This window comes from Pseudomonas sp. PS01297 (assembly GCF_029959305.1).
Classification (GTDB): Bacteria; Pseudomonadota; Gammaproteobacteria; order Pseudomonadales; family Pseudomonadaceae; genus Aquipseudomonas; species Aquipseudomonas helleri.
This window is the reverse complement of the sequence record NZ_JASCPQ010000232.1, coordinates 1-262: the sequence shown is the minus strand read 5'-3', so window position 1 is coordinate 262 and position 262 is coordinate 1. Positions and strand designations below refer to the sequence as shown.

The window sequence follows — 262 nt, the reverse complement described above, 5'->3', positions numbered from 1 at the left end:
ATTTGTGTGGCCCCGTCGTTCCTCTGCAACTTAACTTTAACCCACTGAACAACAGTGACAGTGGTTTCGGGATCGGCTGGAATTTACAGCTTTCACAGTACAATCCCAACAGTCGTGTGCTATCGCTGTACACCGGTGAAACATTTAAAGTTAACCTGGAAGAGACGCCCGAAGGTATTGGGAAATTTATTCCAGAGAAGAAGATCGACTCGTTTCATTTTTATATTTTGGACGACAAGCACTATCGCATCGAGCATAAGTC

Annotated in this window: 1 protein-coding gene; it reads left to right on the top strand. The window is 44.3% G+C overall.

What is annotated here, in order from left to right:
- A partial coding sequence (locus QMX84_RS26425) for a hypothetical protein (protein WP_282365162.1) occupies positions 1-262 on the top strand: 262 nt, incomplete at both ends.